Source organism: Actinomadura decatromicini, assembly GCF_008121305.1.
In the GTDB taxonomy this organism is placed as follows: Bacteria; Actinomycetota; Actinomycetes; order Streptosporangiales; family Streptosporangiaceae; genus Spirillospora; species Spirillospora syzygii.
The window spans coordinates 797,553-823,018 of sequence record NZ_VSRQ01000001.1; the positions used below are offsets into that span (position 1 = coordinate 797,553).

The 25,466-nt window shown below is 74.4% G+C and carries 8 protein-coding genes; 6 read left to right on the top strand and 2 right to left on the bottom strand.

Going from position 1 to position 25,466, the window contains the following annotated elements; translation table 11 throughout:
- Positions 1–13: 13 nt before the first annotated feature.
- Both FXF68_RS02990 and FXF68_RS02995 read right to left on the bottom strand, forming a co-directional pair.
- The gene (locus FXF68_RS02990) at positions 14–238 is read right to left on the bottom strand and encodes a ferredoxin (protein WP_246178215.1); all 225 of its coding nucleotides are present in this window, start codon (positions 236–238) and stop codon (positions 14–16) included.
- Positions 235–1,449 (bottom strand): cytochrome P450, encoded by a 1,215-nt coding sequence (locus tag FXF68_RS02995; protein ID WP_148757346.1) that lies wholly within the window; start codon positions 1,447–1,449, stop codon positions 235–237. The genes FXF68_RS02990 and FXF68_RS02995 overlap by 4 nt, the downstream gene beginning before the upstream one ends.
- 191 nt (positions 1,450–1,640) lie before the next feature.
- Between FXF68_RS02995 and FXF68_RS42940 the strand changes: the two genes are divergently transcribed.
- The 6 genes from FXF68_RS42940 to FXF68_RS03080 are packed head-to-tail and all read left to right on the top strand — an operon-like array spanning position 1,641 to position 25,445.
- Positions 1,641–20,312 carry a type I polyketide synthase gene (locus tag FXF68_RS42940; RefSeq protein WP_222869785.1) on the top strand — a complete coding sequence of 6,224 codons (18,672 nt, stop codon included), beginning with the start codon at positions 1,641–1,643 and terminating at the stop codon, positions 20,310–20,312.
- 52 nt (positions 20,313–20,364) lie between these two features.
- On the top strand, positions 20,365–21,396 hold the full coding sequence (locus FXF68_RS03060; protein WP_148757347.1) for a 3-oxoacyl-ACP synthase III family protein: 1,032 nt from the start codon (positions 20,365–20,367) through the stop codon (positions 21,394–21,396).
- Positions 21,397–21,401: 5 nt separating this feature from the next.
- On the top strand, positions 21,402–23,294 hold the full coding sequence (locus FXF68_RS03065; protein ID WP_148757348.1) for an HAD-IIIC family phosphatase: 1,893 nt from the start codon (positions 21,402–21,404) through the stop codon (positions 23,292–23,294).
- Positions 23,291–23,560: an acyl carrier protein gene (locus FXF68_RS03070; protein ID WP_148757349.1), complete on the top strand. Its 270-nt coding sequence runs from the start codon at positions 23,291–23,293 to the stop codon at positions 23,558–23,560. The genes FXF68_RS03065 and FXF68_RS03070 overlap by 4 nt, the downstream gene beginning before the upstream one ends.
- On the top strand, positions 23,557–24,360 hold the full coding sequence (locus FXF68_RS03075; RefSeq protein WP_148757350.1) for a 2-oxo acid dehydrogenase subunit E2: 804 nt from the start codon (positions 23,557–23,559) through the stop codon (positions 24,358–24,360). The genes FXF68_RS03070 and FXF68_RS03075 overlap by 4 nt, the downstream gene beginning before the upstream one ends.
- Positions 24,357–25,445, top strand: coding sequence for an alpha/beta hydrolase (locus tag FXF68_RS03080; RefSeq protein ID WP_148757351.1), 1,089 nt, complete (start codon positions 24,357–24,359; stop codon positions 25,443–25,445). Before FXF68_RS03075 ends, FXF68_RS03080 begins: the two co-directional genes overlap by 4 nt.
- Positions 25,446–25,466 lie beyond the last annotated feature (21 nt).

Sequence of the window (25,466 nt, forward strand, 5' to 3'; positions counted from 1 at the left end):
TGTGGCCGGACGGTCAGCCGTCCGACAGGGTGAGCGCGCCGGTCGGGCAGAACTGGACGGCCCGCCGGACCGCCGCGGTGACCTCCGGCTCCTCGTCCGGGCCGGTCAGCAGCAGGACGCGGCCGTCGTCCTCGTCCTGGTCGAACAGGTCGGGGTCGGTGAGGACGCACCGTCCCGCGCCGAGGCAGAGCTCGCGGTCGACGTTCAGCCGCGCCGTGCTCACGGTGTCATTGCTCACCATGTCACCGGCACCTCGTGGATTCCGTAGACCTGCTCGGTGTCCTTGTAGGACAGCTCGTCCGCGGGCTTCGCCAGCCGCAGGTCGGGGACCCGCCGGAAGAGCGTGTTCAGGACGATCTCCAGCTCCTCCCTGGCGAGGTTCTGGCCGAGGCAGTTGTGACCGCCGTGGCCGAAGGCGACGTGGTGCCGGGCCTCCTCGCGGTGGATGTCGAGCACGTGCGGGTCGGTGAAGACCTCCGGGTCCATGTTGGCGGAGCTCGGCCGCGCGATGACGCCCTCACCCGCGCGGATCGTCTCGCCGTCCACCTCGATGTCCTCGATCGCCACGCGGCCGACGGTGAGGTCCACGACGCTGAAGTAGCGCAGCAGCTCCTCGACGGCGTGGGCGGTGTGCTCCGGGTTCTCGCGCAGCTCGGCGAGCTGCGCCGGGTTCTCCAGCAGCGCGACCACGGACAGTGAGATCATGTTGGTGGTCGTCTCGTGGCCCGCGTTGAGCAGCATCGTGGCGGTGTTGACCATGTAGGCGTGGTTGTAGCGGCCCGCGTCGCGGTACTTCACGATCGCCCGGCCGAGCAGGTCGTCGCCCGGATCCTTCTCCTTGAGCGTGATGAGCTCGTCGAAATACCCGAGGAGCTCACCGAAGCCCTTCCGCATTTCTTCGGCGCTATTGCTACGGTCCAGAAGTTTCTGGGTGCGCGCCTTGAAGAAGTCACGGTCCGTGTACGGGACGCCCAGAAGTTCGCACACGGCCATCGAGGGCACCGGCACCGAAATGGTCTGCACGAGGTCGGCCGGACGGCCGCTCGCGAGCAGGTCGTCGACGCACTGGTCCACGATTTCCTGAATGCGGGGCCGGAGCAGGCGCATCCGCCGGACGGTGAACTCGTTGACGAACATCCGGCGGTGCGCGGTGTGCTCGGGCGCGTCGAGGGTGACCATCGGCAGCGTCTCGTCCGGCGGGTTCCCCACCGGCACCGGCGCCAGGTGCGGGAATCCCGGCCGTCTGCGGTCGGAGCTGATCCGGGGGTCGGCCAGCAGCCGCCGCACGCGCTCGAATCCCGAGACCACCCAGGCCGTCCCGCCGGTGGGCAGGGTGACCTTCGTCAGGGGCGGTTCGGCGTCCCGTCCGGCGGCCCGCTCCGCCCCCCCGAATGGACAGCCCCGGGGCACCGGGAATGGCGGATGGTCGGTGGTCAGGTCGTCGGCCATATTGTTCCGCTCCCTATCGTCGGCGGCAGTAAATCTGCAGCGGAATCGGGTTCCGCCAATGCACCAGCCATCTCTGAAGCGCGGATAACGCAAGGCTAAGTTCGCCCGGCCAAGTACCGGATTAGCGCTGCTTAAGAGGTATTTCGGAGAGTGTTCGATGCTGCCGCATCGGAAGAGAGAAGCCACGCACGATGACTGTCACGCTCGATCACCCGGACGGCACGATCGCCATCGTCGGGATGTCCTGCCGGTTCCCCGGCGCGGCCGGGCCGGACGCCTACTGGGCCCTGCTCCGGGACGGCGTCGACGCCGTCACCGCGCCGCCGCCCGGCCGCCGCGCGCTGCCCGGCGGCCCCGACCGCGCCGGGTTCCTCGACGGCGTCGAGATGTTCGACCCGGCCTTCTTCGGCGTCTCGCCGCGCGAGGCGGAGGTCATGGACCCGCAGCAGCGGCTCATGCTGGAGCTGGCCTGGGAGGCGCTGGAGGACGCCGCGATCGTCCCCGGCGACCTCGCGGGCAGCGCCACCGGCGTGTTCGCGGGCGCGATCGGCGACGACTACAGCGTCCTGCTGTCCCGGCTCGGGCGGCAGGGCGTCACGCAGCACACCATGACCGGCACGAACCGCGGCATCATCGCGAACCGCGTGTCGTACACGCTCGGCCTGCACGGCCCGAGCCTGACGGTCGACGCGGCGCAGGCGTCCGCGCTGGTCGCGGTGCACATGGCGTGCGAGAGCCTGCGCTCGGGCGAGTCGGCGCTGGCGCTCGCGGGCGGCGTGAACCTGATCGCCGGGCCGGACGGCACCCGCCGCGCCGCGCGGTTCGGCGGGCTGTCCCCGGACGGCCGCTGCTTCACCTTCGACGCCCGCGCCAACGGCTACGTGCGCGGGGAGGGCGGCGGGTGCCTCGTCCTGAAGCCCCTCGCGCGGGCGCTCGCGGACGGCGACACCGTGCACGGCGTGATCCGCGGCAGCGCGGTCAACAACGACGGCGCGACGGACGGGCTGACCGTGCCGAGCGCGTCCGCGCAGGCGGAGGTGCTGCGGCGGGCGTGCGCGCGGGCGGCGGTGGACCCGGCGGACGTCCAGTACGTGGAACTGCACGGCACCGGCACCCCGGTCGGCGACCCGATCGAGGCGGCGGCGCTCGGCGCCGCGTACGGCGGGCGGCGCGCGGCGGCGCTCGCCGTCGGGTCGGCGAAGACGAACGTCGGGCACCTGGAGGGCGCGTCCGGGATCGCCGGGCTCATCAAGGCCGTGCTGGCCGTCGCGCGCCGCGAGCTGCCGCCGAGCCTGAACTACGAGCGTCCCAACCCGGAGATCGACTTCGACGCCCTCAACCTGCGCGTCCAGGACGAGCTGGGTGCGTGGCCCGACCCGTCCGCCCCGCTGGTGGCTGGGGTCAGCTCGTTCGGGATGGGCGGGACGAACTGCCACGTCGTCCTGGGCGAACCTCCCCGCGCCGAGCCCCCGGAGAGCGACGAGTCGGACGGGCCGACGCCCTGGGTGCTGTCCGCCCGGTCGGCCGCGGCGCTGCGCCGGCAGGCCGAGCGGCTCCACGCGCACGTGACCGCCCGCCCGGAGCTGTCCCCGGCGGACGTGGGCTGGTCGCTCGCAACCACCCGCACCGCGTTCCGGCACCGGGCCGTCTTCGTCGAGAGCGACCGCGCCGCGTTCCTCCGCGCGCTGGAGGGCTTCGCCGGAACGGGCGACGCTCCCGGCGCCGTCCGGGGGACGGCCCACGACGACCCCGGCGGGCCGGTCTTCGTCTTCCCCGGCCAGGGATCGCAGTGGGCCGGGATGGGCGTGGAACTGCTGGAGTCGTCCGAGGTGTTCCGGCGGGAGATGGACGCCTGCGCCGAGGCGCTGCGGCCGCACGTCGACTGGTCGTTGCTCGACGTGCTGCGCGGCGTCCCGGGCGCGCCGTCGCTGGACCGGGTGGACGTCGTCCAGCCCGTGCTGTTCTCGATCATGGTGTCGCTCGCCGGGCTGTGGCGGTCGCTCGGCGTCGAGCCGGCGGCGGTCGTCGGCCATTCGCAGGGCGAGATCGCGGCGGCGTGCGTCGCGGGCGCGCTGTCGCTGGACGACGCCGCCCGCGTGATCGCGCTGCGCAGCCGGGCGCTGGTGACGCTGAGCGGGCGGGGCGGCATGGCGTCCGTCCCGCTGCCCGCCGGGACGGTCGAGTCCCGCCTCGCCGCCTGGGACGGCCGCCTCACCGTCGCCGCCGTCAACGGCCCCGGCTCCACGGTCGTCTCCGGCGAGGACGCCGCGATCGGCGAGCTGGTCGACGTCCTGCAGGGCGAGGGCGTCAGGGCGCGGCGGATCCCGGTCGACTACGCCTCCCACTCCCCCCACATGGAGGACATCCGCGACGACCTGGTCTCGGCGCTGTCCGGGATCGAGGCGCGGTCGTCGGACGTCATGTTCCACTCCACCGTGACCGGCGAGCCGATCGACACGGCCCGGCTGGACGCGGAGTACTGGTTCGCGAACGGCCGCCGTACCGTCCGGTTCGAATCCGCCGCCCGCGCGCTCATCGACGCGGGGCACCGGGTGTTCGTCGAGGTCAGCCCGCATCCGGTGCTGACGCTCGGGCTCCAGGAGACGTTCGAGGACGCGGGCGGTGCCGGGGCCGCGTGCATCGCGGTCGGGACGCTCCAGCGCGCCGAGGGCTCCGGCCGCAGGGTGCTGGAGTCGGCGGCGCGGCTGCACGTCGCCGGGCTGTCGCCGTCCTGGCCCGCCGTGTTCGCCGGGCGCGGGGCGAAGCGCGTGCCGCTGCCCACGTACGCGTTCGAGCGCGAGCGCCACTGGCCGGACGACGGCGGCGCCGGGGAGGGCGGCGGCGGGGAGGGCGGCGGCGCGTCCCCGGCGGAGCGGCGGTTCTGGTCGGCGGTGGAGGAGGGCGACCTCGACGCGCTGACCGGCGAACTCGAGGTCGGCGGCGACGAGCCGCTGCGGGACGTGGTGCCCGCGATGGCGGAATGGGCGCGGCGGCGGCGCCACGAGAGCGTGCTCGGCCCGTGGCGCCATCGCGTCCGGTGGACGCCCGTCTCCGGGGCGCCCGCCGAGGTGTCGCTGTCGGGACGGTGGCTGCTGGCCGCCTCGCCCGGTTCGGTTCCGGCTATAGAGCAGGCCCTCACCTCGCATGGCGCGGAGGTCGTCTTCGATGCCGACGGGCCGCTCGCCGGAGTGCTGTCACTGGACGGCACCCTGCCGGAGACGGTCGGCGAGGACGTCCCCGTGTGGACGACCACGCCCGGTGAGCGCGGTCGGCTGATCGTCCTCCCCGAGGAGTTGGACGAGCGCGACGGGTCCGCGCTGTGCGCGGTGCTCGCGGGCCTGGCGGGCGGCGACGTGGTGGCCGTGCGTAACGGCGAGGTGCACGCGCCCCAGCTGGACGCCGCGCCGCGTGAGGCCGCGTCCGACGCGGACGCCGGAGCGCTGGTAAGCGGCGGCACCGTCCTGGTGACGCCGGGCGCGTGGAGCGAGGAGATCGCGCGGTGGCTGACGCGGCGCGGCGCGGCGGACGTCGTCGTCGCCGAGCCCTCCCAGGGCTGGGGGCTGGACGTCCCCGGCATGTCGGCCGTCGTGGCGGTGGGGAGCGCGGCTCCCGGCGAGGCTGCCGCGATCGCCGCGCGCCTGGACGCGCTGGTGCGTCCGCACCGCGACCGCGGCGCGGCGGGCGCGGCCGTCGTCGTCGACCCGGCGCTGGACGTGAGCGCGGAGCTCGTCGTCGCGGCCGTGGCGCAGGCGCTCGACGAAGGGGAGTCGGCCCTCGTCCTGACCGAGCCGCCGGAGGCCCCCGCCCGCGAGGACGAGGGCCCGGCCGAGGACGCGGCCTTCGCGGCGCGGCTGCGCGGACGGCGTCCGGCCGAACGGGAGCAGGACCTCCGCGAGCTGGTGCGCACGCAGGCGGCGGTCGTCCTCGGCCATGTCACGCCGGACGTCGTGGAGACCGACCGGTCCTTCAAGGAGCTGGGCTTCGACTCGCTGATGGCGGTCGAGCTGCGCAACCGGCTGGCGTCCGCGACCGGCCTCACGCTGCCCCGGACGCTGATCTTCAACCGGCCCACGCCCGCCGAGCTAGCCGGGCACCTGCTGACCGAGCTGACCGGCGAGCCGGACCGCGAGGCCACCGTCCAGACCGCGCCGGTGGACGGCGACGAGCCGATCGCGATCGTCGGAATGGCGTGCCGCTATCCCGGCGGCGTGCAGACGCCCGACGACCTGTGGCGCCTGGTCGACACCGGGACGGACGCCATCTCCGGCTTCCCGACCGACCGGGGCTGGAACCTGGAGCGGCTCTACGACCCCGACCCCGAACACGCCGGGACGACCTACACCCGGCACGGCGGATTCCTCACGAACGCCGCCGAGTTCGACGCCTCCTTCTTCGGCATCAGCCCGCGCGAGGCATTGGCCATCGACCCGCAACAGCGGCTCCTCCTCGAAACGGCGTGGGAGGCGATCGAGCGGGCCGGGATCGACGAGTCCGCCATCCGCGGCAGCGCCACGGGCGTGTTCGTCGGCGCGATGACCCAGGACTACGGACCCCGGCTGCACGAGCCCGCCCAGGGGCTCGACGGCTACCTGCTCACCGGCGGGACGGCGAGCGTCGCGTCCGGGCGCATCGCCTACACGTTCGGGCTGGAGGGCCCGGCCGTGACCGTGGACACCGCGTGCTCCTCGTCCCTCGTCGCCCTGCACCTGGCCGCGCAGGCGCTGCGGCAGGGGGAGTGCACGGTCGCGCTGGCCGGCGGCGTCGCCGTCATGGCGACCCCGGGAATGTTCATCGAGTTCAGCCGCCAGCGCGGGCTGTCGGCGGACGGGCGCTGCAAGTCGTTCGGCGCGTCGGCGGACGGGACGGGCTGGAGCGAGGGCGCCGGAATGCTCGTCCTGGAACGGCTGTCGGACGCCGAGGCCAACGGGCATCGCGTCCTCGCCGTCATCCGCGGCTCCGCCATCAACCAGGACGGCGCGAGCAACGGCCTCACCGCGCCCAACGGCCCGTCGCAGGAACGCCTCATCCGGCAGGCCCTCGCCAACGCCAGACTCCGGCCCGACGACGTCGACGCCGTCGAAGCCCACGGCACGGGAACGACCCTCGGCGACCCGATCGAAGCGCAGGCGTTGCTCGCCACCTACGGGCGGGAACGGCCCGCGGACCGGCCGTTGCGGCTCGGGTCGATCAAGTCGAACATCGGCCACGCCCAGGCGGCGGCCGGTGTCGCCGGGGTCATCAAAATGGTCGAGGCGATGCGGCACGGCGTGCTGCCGAAGACGCTCCACGCCGACGAGCCGTCGCCGCACGTGGAATGGGAGTCCGGGGCGGTCAGCCTGCTCACCGAGCGGACGGAATGGGCCGCGGACGAGCGCCCGCGCCGGTCGGCCGTCTCCTCGTTCGGGATCAGCGGGACGAACGCCCACGTCATCCTCGAACAGGCGCCCGCCGCCCGGTCCTCGGCCGATGACGACGGCGACCCGCTGCCCTGGCTCCTGTCGGCCAAGTCCGAACCGGCACTGCGCGAGCACGCCGCGCGGCTCCACGCCTACGCGCGGGACAACGCCGACCTCGATCTCAACGGCGCCGCTCACGCGCTGACGGCGCGGACGCATTTCCAGCACCGCGCCGCGATCCACGCCGCCGACCGGAGCGAGCTGCTCGCGGCACTCGACGAGCTGGCGAACGGGACGCCGTCGTCCAACGCGGTCCAGAACGTCGCGGCGTCCGATCCCAAGGTCGTCTTCGTCTTTCCCGGGCAGGGCAGCCAATGGCCCGCGATGGCCACCGAACTGCTCCAGAGCGCGCCCGCGTTCGCCGAGCACATCCAGGCGTGCCACGACGCGCTGGCACCCCACACCACCTGGTCGCTCATCGACCTGCTCACCAACCCCGACCCCGAGGCGCTCAACCACGTCGACGTCGTCCAACCCGCGCTGTTCGCGGTGATGACCAGCCTCGCCCACCATTACCGGGCGACGTATGGGATCGTCCCGCACGCGGTCATCGGGCACTCCCAGGGAGAAATCGCCGCCGCCTATACGGCAGGCGCCCTCACGCTCCCGGACGCGGCGAAAGTCATCGCTCAGCGCAGCCAAGCGCTGACGGCCCTCCAGAACACCGGCACGATGGCGTCGATCCCGTTGCCGCACGATCAGCTCCCCGCTCAACGCGATCTGCACATCGCCGCCGTCAACGGGCCCAGCACCACCATCGTCTCCGGTCCCACGGAGGTGCTTGAGGAACTGGTCGCGGGTTACAACGAGCGGAACGTCCAGGCGCGGCTGATCCCCGTCAACTACGCGTCGCACTCCGCGTACATCGACTCCATTCGGGAACGGCTGCTCACCACGATCGAGGACATCTCCCCGAGAACGTCGGAGATCCCGTTCCACTCGACGGTGCTGGCCGAGGAGTTCGACACCGAGGGCCTCGACCCGGACTACTGGTACCGCAACGCGCGCTACACCGTCCGCTTCCAGGAGACGATCCACAACCTCCTCGACACCGGGCACACGCTCTTCATCGAGACCAGCCCGCACCCCGTCCTGACGACCGCCATTCAGGACACGATCGACGCCACCGACCACGACGCGCACGCCATCGGCACCCTCCGCCGCGCAAAACCAGCCACCCACCAGTTCACCCGCGCCGTCGCCACCGCCTACACCCACGGGCTCCACCCCACCTGGCCCACCGCCCCGGCAACCGCGCACGACCTCCCCACCTATCCCTTCCAGCGGGAGCGGTACTGGCTGCACGGTTCCGGGACGGCGGACGTGTCCACGGCCGGGCTCGAACCGACCGAGCATCCGCTGCTCGGCGCGACGGTCGACGTCGCCGAAGGAGGGCAACTCGTCCTCACGGGCCGGGTCTCGCTGGGCGAGCACCCGTGGCTCGCGGACCACGCGGTGCTCGGGACCGTCCTGCTCCCGGGGACGGCGTTCGTCGAACTCGCCCTCCACGCCGGTCGCGTCGCGGGCCTCGACTCGCTCGACGACCTGACCCTGGAGTCCCCGCTGGTCGTCCCGGCCGATGACGCGGTCGATCTCCAGGTCGTGGTGTCCGCGCAGGACGACTCCGGGCACCGCGCGGTATCCGTCCACTCGCGCCGCGACCGCACCTCGCCGTGGATCCGGCACGCCGTCGGAGCCCTCGCCGAACCCGGCGCCGACCCGCGGACGCTGCCCGGAGACACGCCCGCCGACGCGGAGCCCGTCGACGTCGACGCCCTCTACGAGAAACTCGCCGAAGACGGCTACGAATACGGCCCCGCCTTCCAGGGACTGCACGCCGCGTGGCGGCGCGGCGGCGGCGAGGTGTTCGCCGAGGTCCGCCTGCCCGAGGACGCGGGCGGCCGGTCGTTCGGCCTGCATCCCGCGCTCCTCGACGCGACGCTGCACACGCTCGGCCTGACCGGCCTCCTCGGCCAGGACGACCAGGGCCGCATCCGGCTCCCGTTCTCCTGGACGGGCGTCACCGTGCACGCGCGGGGCGCGTCCGAGCTGCGCGCCCGCGTCCGTCCCGCCGGACAGGACGCGGTGACGGTGACGATCACCGACGCGGACGGCGCGCCCGTCGCCCACGTGGAGCGGCTCACGACCTACGCGACCCCGGCCGCCGCGCTGACCTCCGCCGGCGACGGCATGTACGCGGTCGGCTGGACCGCGCTCACCGAGACCGCCGACGAGATCGACGGCGAATTCGACGGCGAGTTCGTCTTCGTCGGGGACGGCGCGCCCGAGGGCATCGCGTCCTACGGCGATTTCGCGGCGCTGCGCGAGAGCGGTGACACGCCGGCGATCGTGCTCGTCGCGCCGCCGGAGGACGGCGGCGACCCGGTCGACGCCGCGCGCGCGGCGACCCGCGCCGCGCTCGACCTGCTCCAGGCCCCGCCCATCGGTGACGAGCGCCTCGTGTTCCTCACGCGCGGCGCGGTCGGCGTCCAGGACGAGGACCCGCGCGGTCTGGCACACGCGCCCGTCTGGGGGCTCGTCCGCGCGGCGCAGACGGAAAGCCCTGGCCGGTTCGTCCTGCTCGACCTGGACGGGCCGTCCGGCGAACTGCCGATGGGCGCGCTCCGCAAGGCGCTGGCCGAGGACGAGCCGCAGCTCGCCGTGCGCGACGGGATCGTCCACGTGCCGCGGCTCGGCCCGGCCGGTCCGCCCGGCGGGCGTCCCGCGCTCGGGCACGGCGACAGCGTCCTGATCACGGGCGGCACCGGCACGCTCGGCGGGCTGATCGCGCGCCGTCTCGTGACCGGCCACGGCGTCACCCGGCTGGTCCTCGTCGGCCGCCGCGGCCCCGCCGCCGAGGGCGCCGCCGAACTGTCGGACGAGCTGCGCGGCCTGGGCGCCGACGTCACGATCGCCGCCTGCGACGCCGCCGACCGCGACGACCTGGCCCGGGTGCTCGCGAAGTACCCCGTCACGGCCGTCGTCCACGCGGCCGGGGTGCTCGACGACGCGACCTTGGGCGCGCTGACCGCCGAGCGGGTGGACGCCGTCCTGCGTCCCAAGGTCGACGCCGCCTGGAACCTGCACGAGCTGACCCGCGACCGGGAGCTGAGCGCGTTCGTGCTGTTCTCGTCGGCGGCAGGGGTGCTCGGAAGCGCGGGCCAGGGCAACTACGCCGCCGCCAACACCTACCTCGACGCCCTCGCCCACCACCGGGCCGCGCTGGGGCTGCCCGCGACGTCGCTCGCGTGGGGGCTGTGGGAGGCGGCGAGCGGGATGACCGGCGCGATGTCCGGCGCGGACGTCGCCCGCATCGGCCGCCTCGGGCTCACCCCGCTCAGCACCGACGACGCGCTCGGCCTCTTCGACCAGGCGCTGTCCGCCGACCGGCCGCTGCTGGTGCCCGCGCGGCTCGACGTCGCGGCGGTCCGGAGCCGGGCCCGGCACGGCGCGCCGCCGCCGATGCTGCGCGGTCTGGTCCGGGCCCCGCGGCCCACCGGGCGGACGGGCGGCGGCGCGGGCGGCGCGGCGTGGCGGCGGCGCCTCGCCGGGATGTCCGAGGAGGACCGGGAGCGGGCGCTGCTCGACCTCGTCCGGACGCAGGTGTCCGTCGTCCTCGGGCACGCGACGGCCGGGACCGTCGACGCCGACCGCACGTTCAAGGAGCTGGGCTTCGACTCCCTGACGGCCGTGGACCTGCGGAACCGGCTGAACTCCGCGACCGGCCTGCGGCTGCCCGCCACGCTGGTCTTCGACCATCCGACCGCGACCGGCCTCGCCCGCCACCTCGCGGACGAGCTGCTCGACCGCGCCGCCGCCACCGCCGCCCCGATCGCGGTCACGGCGGTGGACGACGACGAGCCCATCGCGATCGTCGGAATGGCGTGCCGCTATCCGGGCGGCGTCCAGACGCCGGAGGACCTGTGGCGCCTCGTCGCCACGGAGACGGACGCCATCTCCGGCTTCCCGACCGACCGGGGCTGGAACCTCGAACAGCTCTACGACCCCGACCGCGAGCACGCCGGGACGACCTACACCCGGCACGGCGGGTTCCTTGCCGATGCCGCCGAGTTCGACGCCTCCTTCTTCGGCATCAGCCCACGCGAAGCGTTGGCCATCGACCCGCAGCAGCGGCTCCTTCTGGAAACGGCGTGGGAGGCGCTCGAACGCGCCGGGATCAGCGAGCCGTCCGTTCGCGGCAGCGCCACCGGCGTGTTCACCGGAGTCATGTACGGGGACTACCGGACGCGTTTCCTGAAGGCCCCGGACGGTTTCGAGGGATTCCTCGGCACCGGCAGTTACGGCAGCGTGGCGTCCGGGCGCATCGCCTACACGTTCGGGCTGGAGGGCCCGGCCGTGACCGTGGACACCGCGTGCTCGTCGTCCCTGGTCGCCCTGCACCTGGCCGCGCAGGCGCTGCGGCAGAGCGAATGCGACCTGGCGCTGGCGGGCGGCGTGGCGGTGATGGCCACGCCCGACACCTTCATCGAGTTCAGCCGCCAGCGCGGGCTGTCGGCGGACGGGCGCTGCAAGTCGTTCGCCGCGTCCGCGGACGGGACGGGCTGGAGCGAAGGCGCCGGAATGCTCGTCCTGGAACGGCTCTCCGACGCACGCGCGAAGGGGCATCCGGTTCTGGCGATCGTCCGCGGGTCCGCCATCAACCAGGACGGCGCGAGCAACGGCCTCACCGCGCCCAACGGGCCGTCGCAGCAGCGGCTCATCCGGCAGGCCCTCGCCAATGCCGGACTCCGGCCCGACGACGTCGACGCCGTCGAAGCCCACGGCACGGGAACGACGCTCGGCGACCCCATCGAGGCGCAGGCGCTCCAGGCCGTCTACGGGCAGGACCGGCCCGCCGGGCGGCCGCTCCGGCTCGGCTCCATCAAATCCAACATCGGCCACACGCAGGCGGCGGCGGGCGTCGCCGGGATCATCAAGATGGTCCAGGCCATTCAGCACGCCCGGCTCCCCCGGACGCTCCACGTCGACTCGCCCACCCCGCATGTCGACTGGTCGTCCGGCGCGATAACGCTGCTCGCCGAAAGCGAGGAATGGCCGGAGACCGAGCGTCCGCGCCGGGCCGCCGTCTCGTCCTTCGGGATCAGCGGGACGAATGCCCACGTCATCCTCGAACAGCCGCCCGCGGCCGAGACCTCGACCGGTGACGGCGACCCGCTGCCCTGGCTTCTGTCGGCCAAGACCGAACCGGCACTGCGCGAGCACGCCGCGCGCCTGCACGCCTACACCCGGGAGAATCCCGAACTCGATCTCAATAGCGCCGCTCGAGCGCTCACCACGCGGACGCATTTCCAGCACCGCGCCGCGATCCACGCCGCCGACCGCGGCGAACTGCTCGCGGCGCTCAGTGACCTCGCGAACGGAACGCCCTCGTCCGAGGCGCTCTACAACACTGCCCCGGCGCAGCCGAAAGTGGTGTTCGTATTCCCCGGGCAGGGCAGTCAATGGCCCGCGATGGCCACCGAACTCATCGAGAGCGCGCCCGCGTTCGCCGAGCACGTCCAGGCGTGCCACGACGCGCTGGCACCCCACACCACCTGGTCGCTCATCGACCTGCTCACCAACCCCGACCCCGAAGCGCTCAACCACGTCGACATCGTCCAACCCGCGCTGTTCGCGGTGATGACCAGCCTCGCCCACCATTACCGCACCACCTACGGGATCGTCCCGCACGCGGTCATCGGGCACTCCCAGGGAGAAATCGCCGCCGCCTACACAGCGGGCGCACTCACCCTCCCCCACGCCGCGGAAGTCATCGCGCAACGCAGCCGGGCGCTCACCACTCTCCAGAACACCGGGACGATGGCGTCGATCCCCGTCCCGCCGGACCGGATCCCGCGCCACCCCGACCTGCACATCGCCGCCACGAACGGGCCCAGCACCACCATCGTCTCCGGGCCGGTGAACCTTCTGGAAAGGCTGGTCGGCGACTACAACGACCAGAACATCCAGGCGCGGCTCATCCCCGTCAACTACGCGTCGCATTCGCCGAACATCGAGACCATCAGGGCCGAGCTGATCGGGACGATCTCCGATATCGAGCCGCGGGCGGCGAGCGTCCCGTTCTATTCCACCGTCACCACGTTCAAGCACGACGGTGAAGGACTCGACCCTGATTACTGGTATCGCAACGCGCGGCACACCGTCCGCTTCCAGGAGACGATCCACAACCTCCTCAACACCGGGCACACGCTCTTCATCGAAAGCAGCCCGCACCCCGTCCTGACCACGGCGATCCAGGACACGATCGACGCCACCGACCACGACGCGCACGCCATCGGCACCCTCCGCCGCGCAAAACCAGCCATTCACCACTTCACCCGCGCCGTCGCGACCGCCTACACCCACGGCGTGCATCCGACCTGGCCCACCGCCCTGGCCATCGCGCACGACCTCCCCACGTACCCCTTCCAGCGCGACCACTACTGGCTCAACGCGCCGAGCGGCGCGACCGACGCGAACGCGCTCGGCCTCGGCGGGGCGGGCCATCCGCTGCTCGGCGCGGTCGTCGACGCGCCCGAGGACGGCGACCTCGTCCTGACCGGCCTGCTGTCGCTCCAGGCGCAGCCGTGGCTCGCCGACCACGCGCTGAACGGGACCGTCCTGCTGCCGGGGACGGCGTTCGCCGAACTCGCGATCGCCGCCGGGGAACGCGCCGGATGCCGCCGGATCGAGGAGCTGACGCTGGAGTCGCCGCTGATCGTCCCGGAGCAGGGCGGCGTGCGGCTCCGGGTCACGGTCGGCCCGGCGGACGAGACGGGCCGCCGAAGCGTCGCCGTCCACTCGCGCCCGGACGACGAGCCGTGGACGCGCCACGCCGTCGGCCACCTCACCCCCGACGACGCCCCCGCCCATGCCCCCGCCGAGCGGGCCCCGGCCGAGTGGCCGCCGCCGGGCGCGGCGCCCGTCCCGCTCGACGGTCCCTACCTCACCCTCACCGAGCAGGGGTACGGCTACGGCCCCGCCTTCCAGGGCCTCCGGTCGGTCTGGAAGCGGGACGGCGAGGTCTTCGCCGAGGTGCGCCTCCCGGAGGAGGCGGGCGCGGACCCGTCCGGGTTCGGCGTCCACCCGGCGCTGCTGGACGCCGCGCTGCACCCGGTGATGCTCGGCGCGCTCGGCGCCCGCGAGTCCCGGCTGCTGCCGTTCTCCTGGTCCGGGGTGTCGTTCCACGCATCGGGCGCGGCCACGCTCCGGGTGAAGCTGACCGCGATCGGCGCGGACGGCGTCGGCCTGACCGCGACGACCGAGTCCGGCGCGCCGGTCGCGTCGGTGCGGTCGCTGACGCTGCGTCCGGCCGACCCCAAACGCCTCCGGCAGGGCGCCCGGCACCGGCCCCTCTACCAGGTGAACTGGGAGAAGACCGCACCGCCGACCGCCGCGCCGACCGGCGACTGGGCCGCGATCGGCGTGCCCGTCCCGGGCGCGCAGTCCTACCCGGAAAAGGACGCGATCGAGAACGTCCCTGACACGCTGTTCCTCTCCCCGCCTCCCGCCGCCGACGTCCACACCACCCTGAACGACCTCCTGACGTTCACGCAGGAGTGGCTCGCCGACGAACGGTTCGCCGACACCCACCTAGTCGTCGTGACACGCGACGCGATGGCCGTCCGCGACGAGGACACCGTCGGCGACCTGACGCACGCCGCCGTCTGGGGCCTGTTCCGCTCGGCCCAATCCGAGCACCCCGGCCGCTTCACCCTCCTCGACACGGACGCCGACCCGGACGACCCGGACGCGCTGGCCGCCGCCCTCGCCACCGGCGAGCCGCAGCTCGCCCTGCGCGGCGACGGCGCGTACATCCCGAGGCTCGGCCGCGTCGCGCCGGAGCCGGGGCCCGCGCCCGACCCGGACGGCACCGTCCTCGTCACGGGCGCGACCGGGGCGCTCGGCGGGCTGGTCGCGCGGCACCTGGTCACCGAGCACGGCGTCCGCCGCCTCCTGCTGGTCAGCCGGCGCGGACCGGCCGCCGAGGGCGCGGCCGAGCTCGTCGCGGACCTCACCGGGCTCGGCGCGGACGTCACCCTGGAGCCCTGCGACGCCGCCGACCGCGACGCGCTCGCCGCGCTCCTCGCCCGGGTACCGGCGGAGCATCCGCTGACCGCCGTGGTCCACACGGCCGGAGTGCTCGCGGACGGGGTGCTCGAAGCGCTCACCGCCGACCAGCTCGGCGAGGTGCTCCGCCCGAAGGCCGACGCCGCGCTCGCGCTGCACGACCTGACCCGCGACCTGGACCTGTCGGCGTTCGTCCTGTTCTCGTCCATGGCCGGGCTGATGGGGACGGCGGGCCAGGCGAACTACGCCGCCGCCAACGCCTTCCTCGACGGGCTCGCCGCACGGCGCCGGTCGGAAGGGCTGGCCGCGTGCTCGGTGGCGTGGGGCTGGTGGGAGGACGACGGCGGCATGATCCGCGACCTCGGCGACCGCGACCTGCGGCGGATGCGCCGCGCCGGGCTCGCCCCGATGTCCGCCGACTACGGCCTCGCCCTGTTCGACGCCGTGTGGACGGGCACTCGCCCGGCGGTCGCGGCGGCCAGGCTCGACGCGTCGCACGTCCGGGCCGGACGGGAGCAGATCCCGCCGCTGCTGCGTGGGCTGGTGCGCCCGGCGGTGCCGCGCGCCGACGAGGCGGCTGCGGGCGGCGCGGACGCGCTGCGCGAGCGCCTCGCCGCGCTGCCGCCGAAGGAGCGCACCGCCGCGCTGGTCGACCTGGTGCGGGCGAACGTCGCGACCGTCCTCGGGCACGCGACACCCGGTTCCGTCGAGCCGGACCGGGCCTTCAAGGAACTGGGCTTCGACTCGCTCACCTCGGTCGAGCTGCGCAACCGGCTGAACGACGCGACCGGGCTGCGGCTGCCCGCCACGCTCGTCTTCGACCACCCGAACCCCGGCGCGCTCGCCGCGTTCCTCGAAGACCGGATCCTCGGCCGGGACGACGACGCGCACCGGCCCGCGCGGGCGGCGGCGTCCGCCGACGAGCCGATCGCGATCGTCGCGATGGCCTGCCGCTACCCCGGCGGCGTGCGCGGCCCGCGCGACCTGTGGAGGCTCGTCGCGGACGGGGACGACGCGATCACCGGCTTCCCCGAGACGCGCGGCTGGCACGTCGAGGACCTGTACGACCCGGACCCGGACGCCCCCGGCAAGCTGTACGCGCGCGGCGGCGGCTTCCTCCACGACGCGGACGGGTTCGACGCCGACTTCTTCGGCGTCTCCCCGCGCGAGGCCCTCGCCACCGACCCGCAGCAGCGGCTCCTGCTGGAGACCGCGTGGGAGGCGATGGAGCGGGCCGGGATCGTCCCCGCGACGCTGCGCGGCACCCGCACCGGCGCGTTCGTCGGCGTCATGTACAACGACTACGCCTCGCGGCTGCACCGGGCGCCGGACGGCCTCGAAGGCTATCTGAGCACGGGCAGCGCGGGCAGCGTCGCGTCCGGGCGGCTCGCGTTCACGTTCGGGCTCGAAGGCCCGGCGGTCAGCGTCGACACGGCGTGCTCGTCGTCGCTGGTCGCGCTGCACCTGGCCGTCCAGTCGCTGCGCAACGGCGAGTGCGACCGGGCGCTCGCGGGCGGCGTCACGGTGATGTCCACGACGGACACGTTCGTGGAGTTCAGCCGCCAGCGCGGCCTGTCCCCGGACGGCCGGTGCAAGTCGTTCGCGGCGTCCGCGGACGGCACCGGCTGGGGCGAGGGCGTCGGCCTCGTCATCGTCGAGCGGCTGTCGGACGCGGTCGCGGCGGGCCACCCCGTGCTCGCGGTGATCAAGGGCTCGGCGGTCAACCAGGACGGCGCCAGCAACGGGCTGACGGCGCCGAACGGCCCGTCGCAGCAGCGCGTCATCCGCGCCGCGCTCGCCGACGCCGGGCTGGACCCGGCCGACGTCGACGCCGTCGAGGGGCACGGGACGGGCACCGTCCTCGGCGACCCGATCGAGGCGCAGGCCCTGCTCGCGACCTACGGCCGGGAGCGCCCGGCGGACCGTCCGCTGTGGCTCGGCTCGATCAAGTCGAACATCGGGCACGCCCAGGCCGCCGCCGGGATCGCCGGGGTCATCAAGATGGTCGAGGCGCTCCGCCACCGGACGCTGCCGAAGACCCTGCACGCGGACGAGCCGTCCCCGCACGTCGACTGGACGAGCGGCGCGGTCGGCCTGCTCACCGACACGATCCCCTGGCCGGACGCGGAGCGGCCCCGGCACGCGGCCGTCTCGTCGTTCGGGATCAGCGGCACCAACGCCCACCTGATCCTCGCCGAAGCGCCGGAGCCGGAGCCCGCCGCGGCACCGGTCGACGGGCCGCTGCCGGTCGTGCTGTCGGCGAAGACCGAGACGGCGCTCCGCGAGCAGGCGGCGCGGCTGGGCGAGTTCGTCAGGGAGAACCCCGACGCCGACCTGACCGAGATCGCCTACACCCTCACGGTCGGACGCAGCACCTTCGACCACACCGCGACGTTCACGGCCACCGACACGGGCGAGCTGCTCCGCGACCTGGACGCCTTCGCGTCCGGAGCCACCCCGCCCGACGTCCCCGAGGAGATCCCCGAGGACTGGCACGGGACGCTCAGCGCCCGCACCCACCACAACGCCGACGTCCCGACCTACCCGTTCGAGCACCGGCGGTACTGGATCCAGCCGACCGCGCCCGCCGGGGACCTCGGCCGCGCCGGGCTCGCCGCGACCCGCCACCCGTTCCTCGCCGCGGTGATCGAGCTGCCGGACGACAAGGGCCACCTGTTCACCGGGCAGGTCTCGCTCGACGCCCACCCGTGGCTCGCCGACCACCGGGTGCACGACACGGTCGTGCTGCCGGGCGCCGCGTACGCGGACCTCGTCCTGCACGCCGCCCACCACCTCGGCTGCGACACGATCGACGAGCTGGTGCTGCACGCGCCGCTGGTGCTGCCCGGCGAGGGCGCCGTCCAGATCCGGATCGTCACGAACCCGTCCGGGACGGACGGCCGCCACGACTTCACCGTCCATTCGCGGCCCGCCGACCGTCCGGGCGAGCGGGACGGCTGGACCCGCTACGCGGCGGGCGTCCTCCGCGCCGCCGACGAGACCGAGCAGGGCGGGCCGGGCACGACGCCGCCGCCGGACGCCGCGCCGCTCGACCCGGACGACGCCTACGACCGCCTCGCCGCGCTCGGCCTCCCCTACGGCCCCGCCTTCCAGGGCCTCGCCGCCCTGTGGGAGCACGGCGACGACCTGTACGCCGAGGTCAGGCTGCCCGAGGACGTCCCGGACGCGGCCGCGTTCGCGGTCCATCCCGCGCTGCTGGACGCCGCGCTGCACCCGTTCGCGCAGCGCGGCGACGCGCTCGCGCTGCCGTTCGCGTGGACGGGCGTCACGCTGTCCGCGACGGGCGCGACGGCCCTGCGGGTGCGGATCACCCCGACCGGGCCGGACTCGCTGGAGCTGGCCGCGACCGACGAGAACGGGCTGCCGGTCGTGTCCGTCCAGTCGCTGAGCACGCGCCCGGCCGGAGACGAGCTGTTCACGCAAGCGTCGCGTCCAGGCGGAGACTCGCTGTTCGAGCCGGTCTGGAAGCCCCTCCCCGCACCGGACGCCGCGCCGGACGGGGACCTCGCGATCCTCACCCCCGGCCAACTGGACGTCACCGGGCTCCGCGACTCGATCGCCGCCGGGACCCCGGCGCCCGAGTTCGTGGTCACGTCCTGGCGGTCGGACGGCGGCGACCCCGCCGCGGACGCGCACACGCTCACCCGCGCGCTGCTCGCCCTGCTCCAGGAATGGCTGGCCGACGACGCGTTCGCCGACACGAGGCTGGTCGTGCTCACGCACGGCGCTGTGTCCGCGAGCGACGGCGAGGCCGTCCGCGACCTGCCCGCCGCCGCGCTGTGGGGGCTGGTCCGCAGCGCGCAGGCGGAGCACCCCGAGCGCGTGCAGATCATCGACGTCGACGACGCATCCGGCGACGCGGCGATCAGCGCCGCCATCGCGAGCGGCGAGCCGCTGGTCGCCTTGCGCGACGGCGCTCCGCGCGTGCCGCGCCTCGTCCCGGCGGCGGACGCCGGCGCCGGGCCCGCGCTCGACCCGGACGGCACCGTCCTGATCACCGGCGGCACCGGGACGCTCGGCACGCTCGTCGCCCGCCACCTCGTCGAGCGGCACGGCGTCCGGCGCCTGCTGCTCGTCAGCCGCCGGGGCCCGGACGCCGAGGGCGCCCACGCGCTGGACGACCTCGACGCCCACGTCACCGTCGCCGCCTGCGACACCGCCGACCGGGACGCGCTCGCCGACCTGCTCGGCCGCGTCCCGGCCGAGCACCCGCTCACCGCCGTGGTGCACGCGGCCGGGCTCCTCGACGACGGCGTCCTGACCTCGCTCACCCCCGAGCGGCTGGCCGCCGTCCTGCGCCCGAAGGTCGACGCGGCCTGGAACCTGCACGAGCTCACCGGCGACCTGGACGCGTTCGTGCTGTTCTCGTCCGCCGCCGGGACGCTCGGCAACGCCGGTCAGGGCAACTACGCCGCCGCCAACGCCTACCTCGACGCGCTCGCCCGGCACCGCCGCGACCGCGGCCTGCCCGGCGTCGCGCTGCCGTGGGGGCTGTGGGCGACCGACAGCGGCATGACCGGCGGGCTCGACGCGGCCGACCGCTCCCGCCTCGGCCGGAACGGGATCCTGCCGCTGCCCACCGCGGACGCCCTGCGCCTGCTCGACCGGGCGCTCGCCGCCGGGGCGCCGCCGGTGCTCGTCCCGCTGAACCTGGACCGGGCCGCGCTGCGCGCCCGCGCCGAGGACGGGACGCTCCCGCCGCTGTTCGGCGACCTCGTCCGCGCCCCGGCCCGGCGCGCGGGGAAGGCGGCGCCGCAGCTCACCGCGCGGCTCGCCGGGATGTCCGGCGCCGAGCGGCGGGCGGCGCTGCTGGACCTCGTCAGGTCGCAGGCCGCCGCCGTCCTCGGGCACGGCGGGCACGCGGCGGTGGACGCCGACCGCGGCTTCATGGACCTCGGCTTCGACTCGCTCACCGCCGTCGAGCTGCGCAACCGGCTGAAGCGGGCCGTCGGGCTGCGGCTGCCGACCACGCTCCTGTTCGACTACCCGACGCCCGACACCCTCGCCGACTACCTCCGCGACCGGCTCGACGTGGGCGGCGACGCGCGGCCGTCCGTCCTCGCGGAGCTCGACCGGCTGGAGGGCTCGCTCGCGACGCTCTCCCCCGACCTGCGCGACGAGCTGGCCGGGCGGCTGTCCGGCCTGCTGACCCGGCTGACCGGCGCGGCGCAGCCCGCGAACGGGCCCGCGAGCGAGCTGGTCGGACGGCTCGGCACCGCGTCCGACGACGAGATGTTCAGCCTCATCGACGAGACGCTCAACGTGCCGGGCAAGGGCGGCGGCACCGGGACGAACGGCGAACAAGGGACGCTTTAGCCCGGGGTCCCACGATGGATCCCAAGCCGAAAACGTGCAGGAAAGGTGCCCGATGACCGTCCCCGACATCCGGCTACGCTCGGTCGCGACGACACTTCCGGGGCCCGCCGTCGACAACGCGACGCTGACCCGCAGGTTCTCCATGCCGAGCGCCTGGGAGACCTGGATCGACGACTTCGTCGGCACCAGGACCAGGCACTTCGCCGTCGATCTCGGCACCGGCGAGGTCCGGCACACGCTCACCGACCTCGGCGCGGCGGCGGGCCGCAAGGCGCTGGACGACGCGGGCGTCGCCCCCGGCGAGGTCGACCTGATGGTGCTGGCGACGTCGTCCCCGGACATGCTCATGCCCGCCACCGTCAACATGGTCGCGGACCGGCTCGGCATCGACGGGCTGCCCGCCTACCAGCTCCAGTCCGGCTGCACCGGCGCCGTGCAGGCGATCGACGTGGCCTGCCAGCTCCTGCGCGCCGGACGCGGCCGGACCGCCCTCGTCCTCGGCGCCGACTCCTGCGCCAAGCACCTCGACGTGACCGTCGACCCCGCCACGCTCACCCCCGCCGAGCAGATCAACGGCGTCCTGTTCGGGGACGGCGCGGGCGCGATGGTGCTCAGCACCGAGCCCGTGCCCGGCCGCGCCGTGCTGCGCGGGGTGCTGCTGAAGCTCGCCGGGCTCGGCCGTGCGCCGGGGCAGACCGTCGCCTGGTACGGGGAGCGCGGGCGCACCGGCGGGGACCGGCCGATCGGCGAGGACTACAAGGCGATCGAGGAGTCCGTCCCGGTCCTCGCGGCGGAGGCGCTCGACGAGCTGCTCGACGACCTGGACTGGAAGGAGTCAGACCTCGACTACCTGCTGCCGCCGCAGCTCTCCGGGCGGATGACCGCCCGCATCGTCGAACGGCTCGACGTGCCGGGCGCGCACGAGGTCTCCTGCGTCGCCGAGACCGGCAACACCGGGAACGCGCTGCCGTTCTTCCAGCTCGAACGGGCGCTGCCGCGGATGGTCGCGGGCGACCGCGCCGCCGCCGTCGCCGTCGAGTCCAGCAAGTGGATCAAAGCGGGCTTCGCACTGGAGAAGGTCTGACCCCCATGGACACTTCCGACAGCCGAGAGACCCTGCTCGACCTGCACCGCAGCGGCAAGCTCGTGGACCGCTACCCGGCCGTGCCGGGGCTGCTCGCCGAGCTGTCCGGCGCCGAGCTGGTCACCGCCGGGCGGCTGCTCGCCCGGCTCGACCCGGACGAGGTCGCCGCCGCCCATCCCGGCGTCCCGGCCGTGACCGTCGCCGTCACCGGGCACGGGACGCTGGCGCAGCTCGTCCCGCCGCTCACCGCCGAGCTGGCCAGGCACGGCCTGCTCGCCCGCCCGCTCGTCTCCGACTTCGACGGCTGGGTGTTCGACCTCGGCGACCCGGAGAGCGGGCTGTACGCGGCCGGGCCCGACCTGACGCTGTGCGTGCTCGACCACATGATCGTGTTCGACGAGCTGCCGCTGCCCTGGCGGCCGGACGACGTGGAGCGCGTCACCCGCGAGAAGGCCGGCCTGGTCGAACGGCTCGCGGAGCGGTTCCAGGAGTCGGGACGCGGGACGCTGGTGCTCAACACCGTCCCGCTGCCGCACCGGTTCGCCGCCCAGCTCGTCGACCACGGCTCGCGGGCCCGGCTCGGCGTGCTGTGGCGCGAGTTCAACGTCCGGCTGCTGCGGCTCGCGGAGCGGTTCCCGGCGGTGACCGTCCTCGACCTGGACCCGCTCGTCGCCGAGGGCGAGGCCGCGACCGACCCGAGGCTGAGCCAGTACGCGAAGGCGCACCTGTCCCCCGGCCTGCTCGCCCGGTACGCCCGCCAGGTCGGGCACCTCGCCCGGCACGTCACCGGACGGACGAAGAAGGCGCTCGTCCTCGACCTCGACGGGACCGTCTGGGGCGGCATCGTCGGCGAGGCCGGACCGGAGGGCATCGAGGTCGCGGACGGCTACCGCGGCGAGGCGTTCGCCGCGTTCCAGCGCGCCGTCAAGCAGATCGGCGCGCAGGGCGTCCTGCTCGCCGTCGTCAGCAAGAACGACCCCGAGCCCGTCGCCGCCGCGTTCCGCGACCTGCCCGGGATGACGCTGCGCGAGGACGACCTCGTCCGCATCGTGGCGAACTGGCGTCCGAAGCACGAGAACCTCACCGAGCTGGCCGCCGCGCTCGGCATCGGCGTCGACTCGTTCGTGTTCGTGGACGACAGCCCCTACGAGCGCGGCCTCGTCCGGCACGCGCTGCCCGGCGTCGCCGTCGTCGCGGTGGACGAGGAGCCCGCCCTGCACGTCGAGGCCCTGCTCCGGGACGGCTGGTTCGACGCCCGCGCGCTGACCGACGAGGACCACGCCCGCGTCGGCCGCTACCGCGCGGAACTCGACCGCAAGGACTTCCTCGACACCTTCGACTCCCTCGCCGACTACCTGCGGGGCCTGGACCTCAAGGTGCGCATCGCGGAAGCGGACGAGGCGCAGGTCCCGCGCCTCTCCCAGATCACGCTGCGGACCAACCAGTTCAACCTGACCACGGTCAGGCTCCAGCCGTCCGACGTGCGGGCCCTGCTGGACGGCCCGGACACGTCCGTCCTCGCCGTCGAGGCGGGCGACCGGTTCGGCGAGCACGGCGTCGTCGGCGCGCTGTTCCTGCGCCGCGACGGCGCCACGCTCCACATCGACAACTTCCTGCTGAGCTGCCGGGTGTTCTCCCGCGGCATCGAGCAGGCGTGCCTCGCGGCCGTCCTCGCGCACGCGCACGGCACCGGCGCGACCCGGGTGTCCGGGCACTACCGGACGAGCCCGAAGAACGGCAAGGTCGCGGACTTCTACCAGCGCAACGGCTTCGTCCCGGCCGGCGGCGACGAGCACGGCGACGGGACGGCCGCGCGCTTCGACCACGACCTCGCCGACATCCCAGACCCCCCGGAGCACATCCATCTGATCAACGGCCTTGGAGGCGAAGGTTCGTGAACACCATCGAGGAGTTCCGCGCGCTGCTGCGCGAGGAGCTCGGACTACCCGTGACCGACGAGGACCTGGCCGCGCCGCTCGACCAGGTCCCCGGCTGGGACTCCGTGCACGTCCTCTCCCTGCTCACCCTGCTGGAGCGGCGGACCGGCCGCAGCCTGCCGCTGAGCTGGTTCCTGGAGGCGAGCACGCTCACCGAGATCTTCGGGCTGGCCCGCACGGACACCCCCACGGGCACCCGGACGGACACCCGGACGACGGCGCCGTGAGCGTCGCGCCGATCGCCCGCGAGCGCCGCCCCACGCTGCGCTTCCTCGACGAGATCCGGTCGTTCGCGCCGGTCCACCTCGACACCGAGGTCGACATGACCGGCGTCCGGGCGCACCGGGCCGCCGCGCACGCCGCGGGCCGCCACTACTCGACCACGTCGTACGTGCTGCACGCCGCCGCGCGGGTGCTCGCCGCCCGGCCCGCCGCGAACGCGGCGATCCGCGGCCGCGTCCGGCCCAGGGTCGCGCGGTACGACACCGTGAACGGCAAGTTCACCATGGACCGGACGCTGGGCGGCGAACGCGTCGTCCTCTCCGCCGTGCTGGACGGCCTGGAGCGTGCGAGCCTCGACGACATCCAGGAGCGGCTCGACCGGTTCCGCGACGGCGACCCGGAGACGATGCCGGAGTTCGCCGGGGCCCGGCTGCTGCGGCGGCTCCCCTGGCCGCTCGGCACGCTCGCGTTCCGCGCCGGGGTGCGGCCGCTGCGCCGCCGCTCCGCGACCATGGGCACGTTCGCCGTCACGTCCCTCGCGCACCGTCCCGTCGACGGCTTCCACTCGGTCGGCGGGACGACGATCACGCTCGGGCTCGGCCGCACCGCGGACCGCCCCGTCGTCCGGGACGGGCGGGTCGCGGTCGCGCCGGTCATGCGGCTGAACCTCACGTTCGACCACCGGGTCATCGACGGCGCCGAGGCGGCCGACGTCCTCGCCGACCTCCGCGACGCCCTGGAGACGGTCAAGCCCGCAGACCTGCCCCCCGACCTGGCTCCCGTGGCCGGGGAGGGGCGGGAATGAACGATGTCCAGGAACTGAAGCGCTACGTCGGTGCGCACGCCCAGGGCCAGCGCATCAAGGGCTACCGCGAGCTGCTCGACCGGATCGAGGCGGACGAGGGCGGCGGCCCGGGGAGCTGGGTCGGCGAATGGGTCCGCGCGGGCGAGGCGCTGGAACGGCGCGGCCGCCACCTCGACGCCGCCCGCCACTACACGATGGCCAGGTTCCCGTTCGTGGACGGCCCCGACCGCCAGGACGCGCTGGAACGCGGCGTCCGCTCCATCGACCGGTGGGCGGCCGAGCGGCAGGACGTCGAACTCCTCACCATCGAGGCGGACGGCGGGACGGTGCGGTGCTGGGCGAGCGGCCTGTCCGCCGCCGACCCGAAGCCGCTGCTGGTGATCATGGGCGGGATCGTCACCGTCAAGGAGCAGTGGGCGCCGCTGCTCGCCGGGATGCGGCGGCTCGGCGTCGCCGGGCTCGTCACCGAGATGCCCGGCACCGGCGAGAACGGCCTCCGCTACGAGCCGGACTCCTGGCGGATGCTCCCCGCGATCCTCGACGCCGTCGCCGGCCGCGCCGACGTCGCCGACACCTACGCGATCGCGCTCAGCTTCAGCGGGCACATGGCGCTGCGCTGCGCGACCGAGGACCCGAGGCTGCGGGGCGTCATCACGGTCGGCGCGCCGGTCGGCGAGTTCTTCACCGACACCGGCTGGCAGCGGCGGCTGCCCCGGATCACCGTGGACGCCCTCGCGCACATGATCGGCGTCCCGTCCGGCGAGGTCGCGGGCGGGCTCGGCGAGTGGGCGCTGTCCGCCGCGCGGCTCGCCAAGCTGGACGTCCCCGTCTGCTACACCGCCAGCCTCCGCGACGAGATCATCCCGCCCGGGGACGTCCGGCTGCTGCGGGAGAACGTGCGGCGGCTCGAACTCGTCGAGCACGACGACGTCCACGGCTGTCCCGGGCACCAGCGCGAGACGCAGCTCTGGACGGTCGCGTCCCTGTTCCGCTGCCGGAACGTCCGCTCCCCGGCCGGCGGGCTGATCGGCCTGCTCCTGAAGGCCGAACGCGCCCGCGGCCGCCTCTCCCGAAACCGCTCCTGACCCCGCCCGGACCCCTCGCAC

Bases quoted from the DNA above. Each gene is read 5' to 3' on its own strand.
- FXF68_RS02995 (WP_148757346.1), bottom strand. From the start codon at position 1,449: ATGGCCGACGACCTGACCACCGACCATCCGCCATTCCCGGTGCCCCGG.
- FXF68_RS03080 (WP_148757351.1), top strand. From the start codon at position 24,357: ATGAACGATGTCCAGGAACTGAAGCGCTACGTCGGTGCGCACGCCCAG.
- FXF68_RS03065 (WP_148757348.1), top strand. From the start codon at position 21,402: ATGGACACTTCCGACAGCCGAGAGACCCTGCTCGACCTGCACCGCAGC.
- FXF68_RS03060 (WP_148757347.1), top strand. From the start codon at position 20,365: ATGACCGTCCCCGACATCCGGCTACGCTCGGTCGCGACGACACTTCCG.
- FXF68_RS42940 (WP_222869785.1), top strand. From the start codon at position 1,641: ATGACTGTCACGCTCGATCACCCGGACGGCACGATCGCCATCGTCGGG.